General features: G+C 75.2%; 1 protein-coding gene. It reads left to right on the top strand.

Annotated features, from left to right (window positions below; translation table 11 throughout):
• A partial coding sequence (locus CCN72_RS34625; protein WP_244174626.1) for a non-ribosomal peptide synthetase occupies positions 1-6,061 on the top strand: 6,061 nt, incomplete at both ends.

Raw genomic sequence — 6,061 nt, 5'->3', positions numbered from 1 at the left:
CGGCGACTCCATCCTCAGCATCCAGATCGTCGCCCGCGCCCGGCAGGCCGGACTCGCCCTCACCACCAAGGACGTCTTCCGCCACCAGACCGTCGCCGAACTCGCCCTGCGCACCCAGGAGTCGGCGCCCCGGGCCACCGCCGCCGAAAAGACCGGCGAGGCACCGCTCACCCCGATCCAGCACTGGTACCTGGACGGCCGCGACCTGGGCCACCCGCTCCGCTTCACCATGACCCAGCGCCTCGAACTCGCCCCAGGCACCGGCGAGTCCAGCGTGCGCGAGGCCGTCGACGCCCTGGTGCGCCACCACGCGGCCCTGCGTACCCGGTTCCTGCGCACCGCCGACGGCTGGCGCCAGGAAGCCCTGCCGCAGGCACCCGACGGCGTCTTCAGCCATCACGACATGACCGGGACGGCCGACGCCGAACTGGAGGCCGAGGTCCAACGGCGCACCGAGGAGGCGCAGTCCGCACTCGACCCGACCCAAGGCCGCGTCGTGCGCGCACTGCTCTTCGACCGGGGCCCGGCACAGCCGCCCCAACTCGTCATCACCGCACACCACCTGGTGATCGACGGCGTCTCCTGGCGCATCCTGCTCACCGACCTGGAGACCGCCCACCGCGCGGCGGCCGCCGGCCGACCCGTCGAACTCCCCGCCACGGGCACCTCCTTCGGCCACTGGGCCACCCGGCTCCAGGAGTACACCCGCTCCGGCGCCCTGGCCGCCGACCTGCCGTACTGGACGCGCACCGCCGACGCCCCGGCCGCACTGCCCACGGGCCGCCCGGGACCCAACACCCACGGCACCGCCGCCACCCTCACGGTCACCCTGGACGCCGCGACCACCGACGCCCTGCTGCGCAAGGTCCCGGACACCTACCGCACCCAGGTCAACGACGTCCTGCTGAGCGCCCTCGGCCGCACTCTGGCCCGCTGGTGCGGGCGCGACACCGTCCTGCTGGGCGTGGAGGGACACGGCCGGGAGGACCTGTTCGAGGACGTCGACCTGTCGCGGACTATCGGCTGGTTCACCGCCGAGTACCCGCTCGCCCTCACCGCCGACCCGGACGCCGGATGGCACGACACCCTCCGCTCGGTCAAGGAGCAGCTGCGCGCGGTGCCGCTGCGCGGACTGAGCCACGGCGCGCTGCGTCACCTCGTCCCCGGCAGCCCGCTGACCGGCGCCCCGGCCCCGCAGATCGGCTTCAACTACCACGGCCAGTGGGACACCGGCAACGCCGGGAGCGACGGCCTGGTCCGCGGCTCCCTGCCCCCGGCAGGCCGGGACACTGACCCGGACGAACCCCGCCCCTACGTGCTGGACATCACCGGAGTCGTCCAGGACGGGCGCCTGGAACTCGGCTGGACCTACCCGGCGGCCGTCCACGACGAGGACACCGTCCGCCGCCTCGCCGAGGAGACCCTCGCCGCGCTGCGCGACATCGTGGCCCACTGCGCCCTGCCCACCGCGGGCGGCCGCACGCCCTCCGACTTCCCGCTCGCCCGGCTCGCCCAGGACCAGCTGGACCGCCTCATCGGCACCGGCCGCGACATCGAGGACGTCCTGCCGCTCACCCCGCTCCAGTCCGGCATGCTCTTCCACGGCCTCGTGGACACCGAGCACGCCTACTTCGACCGCACGGCCGTACGACTGGCCGGGGTCGCCGACCCGGGTGCCTTCGCCACCGCCTGGCAGCAGATCACGGACCGCACCCCCGCCCTGCGCGGCTCCGTGCACTGGCACGGCCTGCCGCACCCGGTGCAGATGGTCCACCGGCACGTCGAACTGCCCGTCACCCGGCTCGACTGGCGCGCCCTGACACCCGCACAGCGCGCTGAGGCCACCGAGCGGCTGCTCGCCGAGGACCGCGCGGCGGGCATGGACCTCACCACCGCACCGCTCACCCGGCTCACCCTCGCGGCCCTGCCCGGCGACGAGGTGCTGCTGGTGTGGTCCACCCATCACATCGTCCTCGACGGCTGGAGCACCGGACAGCTGCTCACCGAGGTGTGCGAACGCTACGCCGCCCTGACCGGCGGCCCGGACCCGGCGCCCCCGGCACGCCGGCCGTTCGCGGACTTCCTGCACTGGCTCGCCGCCCAGGACGAGACGGCGGCCGAACGGCACTGGTCCGAGGCGCTGGACGGCTTCACCGCCCGCACCCCGCTGCCGTACGACCGCACACCCGCCGAGGCCCACCGCGCCCGGTCCGCCGCCGCCGTCCACCACGAGCTGGACGCGGACGTCTCGCGCAGGCTGCGGGAGAGCGCCGCACGCGCCGGACTCACCGTCAACACCGTCCTGGAGGGCGCCTGGGCCCTGCTGCTGGCCCGCTCCAGCGGCCAGGACGACGTGGTGTTCGGCACCACCGTCTCCGGCCGCCCGGCCGAACTGCCCGGCGTCGAAGGCATGATCGGCATGTTCATCAACACCGTGCCGACCCGCGTCCGCATTCCCTCAGGGCCGGTCCTGCCGTGGCTGCGCGGCCTCCAGGAACGGCAGAGCGACGCCCGCCGCTTCGACTACCTCGCGCTGCCCCGCATCCAGGCCGTGAGCCACGTCCCGCCAGGCGAGCCCCTGTTCGACAGCATGGTGGTCTTCGAGAACTACCCGGTGGACGAGTCGGCCACGGCACGTACCGGTGTCCGGGTCGAGGAGGTGCGCGCCGACGACGCCACCACCTTCCCCTGGTGCCTGCGCGCCCACCTCGCCGGACGGCTCGGCTTCGACCTCGCCTACGACCCCGCCCTGTTCGACCCCGCCACCGCCGAGCGCGCCGCGGACCGCCTGGCCGCGCTGCTGACCGTCCTCGCCGACGGCTTCGACACCGACCTGGACGGGCTCGACCTGCTCGTCCCGGCGGACCGCGCACTGCTCGCGGCCTGGAACACCACCGCCCGGCGGGCCGCCCCGCGCAGCCCCGTCGACCTGTTCGCCGAACAGGCCCACCGCACCCCCGACGCGATCGCGGTCCACGACGGCGACCGGGAGCTGACCTTCCGGGAACTGCACGACTGGGCCGCCGCACTGGCCGGACGGCTGCTGTCCGACGGGCTCGCGGCCGAGAACCGGGTGGCGCTGCTCCTGGACCGCTCCGCCGAACTCGTCGTCGCCCAGCTCGCGGTGCTCATGGCCGGCGGCGCCTACCTGCCCGTCGACACCCGGGCCCCCGAGGAACGCCGCCGCACCCTGCTCGACGGGGCCGGCGCGACGGCCCGGCTCACCGCCGCCGACGTGACCGCCGCCCGGACCGACACCCCCGCACCGCAGCTCCCGGCCGCCGACCCCGACCGGCTGGCCTACGTGATGTTCACCTCCGGCTCCACCGGCCTGCCCAAGGCGGTCGCGGTACGGCACCGGGACGTCGCCGCGCTGGCCACCGACAGCCGGTTCGCCGACGGCGTGTGCGACCGGGTGCTGCTGCACTCGCCGGTGGCCTTCGACGCCGCCACCTTCGAGGTGTGGGCACCGCTCCTCAACGGCGGCCGGGTGATCGTGGCGCCGGACGGGAGCGTGGACGCCGCCCTGCTGCGCAGCATCGCCGACGGCGGCGGGCCGACCGCGCTGTGGCTGACCGCCGGACTGTTCCGGCTGCTCGCCCAGGACGCCCCCGACTGCTTCCGCGGTCTGCGGCAGGTGTGGACCGGCGGTGACGTGGTGCCCGCCCCGGCCGTGCGCCGGGTCCTCACCGCCTGCCCCGGCCTGACCGTCGTGGACGGCTACGGCCCCACCGAGACCACGACCTTCGCGACGTCCTTCGCACTCACCGACCCGCGGACGGTGCCCGACACCCTGCCCATCGGCCACCCGCTCGACGACATGCGCGTGCACGTCCTCGACGCCCGGCTGCGGCCCGTACCACCGGGCTGCGCGGGCGAGCTGTACCTGGCCGGGGAAGGCGTCGCCCGCGGCTACCTGGGCCGCCCCGGCGACACCGCCACCCGCTTCCTCGCCGATCCGTTCGGGGCGCCCGGCGAGCGGATGTACCGCACCGGCGACCTGGCCCGCAGGCGGCCGGACGGCACCGTCGAGTTCCTCGGCCGCGCCGACGACCAGGTCAAGATCCGCGGTTTCCGGGTGGAGCCCGGCGAGGCCGAGACCGCGCTCGCCGCCCACCCGGACATCACCGACATCACCGTGCTGGCCCGCGAGGACCGCCCCGGCGCCAAGCGGCTCGTGGCGTACGTCGTCGGACCGGCCGCCGACGACATCGAGGAACTGCGGGCCTTCGCCGCCCGCACCTTGCCCGACTACCTCGTCCCCGCCGCCTTCGTCCCGCTCGCCGCGCTCCCGCTGAGCCGCAACGGCAAGGTCGACCGGGCCGCCCTGCCCGCACCCGACACCCGGCCGGGGCACGCACGGGTGGCGCCCCGCACCGAGGCCGAGCGGCGCACGGCGGACGTCTTCGGCGAGGTGCTGGGCAGCGAACCGCCCGGCGCCGAGGACGACTTCTTCCAGCTGGGCGGCGACTCGATCCTCAGCATCCGGCTCGCCTCCCGTCTCGCGGAGGTCTTCGACACCGAGGTCACGCCCCGCGCCGTGTTCACCCACCCCACCCCGGCCGCGCTGGCCCGGCTGCTCGGCGACCGGCAGGGCTCCGGCCGCCCGGCCATCGTCCCGGTCGCCCGGGACGCCGTCGCACCGATGTCCCACGCCCAGCAACGCCTGTGGTTCCTCCACGAGTTCGAACCCGCGGGCGCCGAGTACGTCACCGCGCTCGCGCTGCGGCTGCACGGCACCCCGGACACCGGCGCGCTCCGCGCGGCCCTCGCCGCCGTGGTCGCCCGGCACGAGTCGCTGCGCACCACCTTCGACAGCGTCGACGGGCACGGCATCCAGCGCGTGCACCCGCCGCAAGAGGTCCCGCTGCCGGTGCACGACCTGACCGGGCTCGCCCCGGCCGAGCGGGAGACCGGGCTGCGCCGACTGCTCGCCGCCGACCGCGCCCGGCCGTTCGACCTGCGCGAGGGCCCGCTGCTGCGCGCCGGCCTGGTCCGGCTCGCCGACGACGACCATGTGCTCACCCTCGCCCTGCACCACATCGTCACCGACGGCTGGTCCACCTCCGTCCTGCTCGGCGACCTCGCCCACTTCTACCGGGCCGAACTCGGCGTCGCACAGGCGCCGTTGCCGCCGCTTCCGGTGCAGTACGCCGACTACGCGCACTGGCAGCGCACCACCGGGGACACCGGCACCGACGAGCACCTCGCGTACTGGAAGGAGCACCTGGCCGACACCGCCCCCCTGGACCTGCCCACCGACCGGCCCCGGCCGCCGGTCCGTACCAGCGCGGGCGCGACCGCCCGGCTGGTGGTGCCCGCCCGGACCGTACGCGGACTGACCCGGCTCGCCCGCGACCACGGGACGACCCTGTTCACCACGCTCGTCGCCGCCGCCCAGGCCTATCTGGCCCGGCTCTCCGGCGGCGAGGACATCACCGTCGGCACCGTCACCTCCGGCCGCGACCGGCCCGAGACCCAGGCCCTCGTCGGCTTCTTCGTGAACACCCTGGTGCTGCGCTCCCGGGCCGAGGCGGGAGCGCCGTTCTCCGGGTTCCTCACCGCCGTACAGGGGACCGTCCTGGACGCCTTCGCCCACCAGGACGTGCCCTTCGAACGGGTCGTCGACGAGGTCCAGCCGGTCCGGGACACCAGCCGCAGCCCGCTCTTCCAGGTCATGGTCGTCCTCCAGAACACCCCGGCCGCCGGCCTCGACCTGCCGGGACTGGACGTGACCGACGTCGAACCCGACTCGGACCAGGCCGCGTTCGACCTCACCCTGGAGTTCGCCGAGACCGGCTCCGGGGAGCTGCACGGCCTGCTCACCTACAACACCGACCTGTTCGACCCGGCCACGGCCGAGCGGATGGCCGGTCAGCTCGGCACCCTGCTGCACGCCGTCGCCACCGACCCGGACCGCCCGCTGGGCGCCCTGCCGCTGTCCTCGGACGGTGAGCTGAAGGCGCTGCTCGACCAGGGCCGGGGCGACTTCCCGCCGGTACCCGAGCGCACCCTGGCGGACCTGTTCGAACAGCAGGCGGCCCGCACCCCGGACGCGGTC

The organism is Streptomyces murinus (assembly GCF_002154555.1).
GTDB lineage: Bacteria > Actinomycetota > Actinomycetes > Streptomycetales > Streptomycetaceae > Streptomyces > Streptomyces murinus.
The sequence above is the reverse complement of the archived record's forward strand: the minus strand, read 5'-3'. Positions and strand labels throughout refer to the sequence as shown.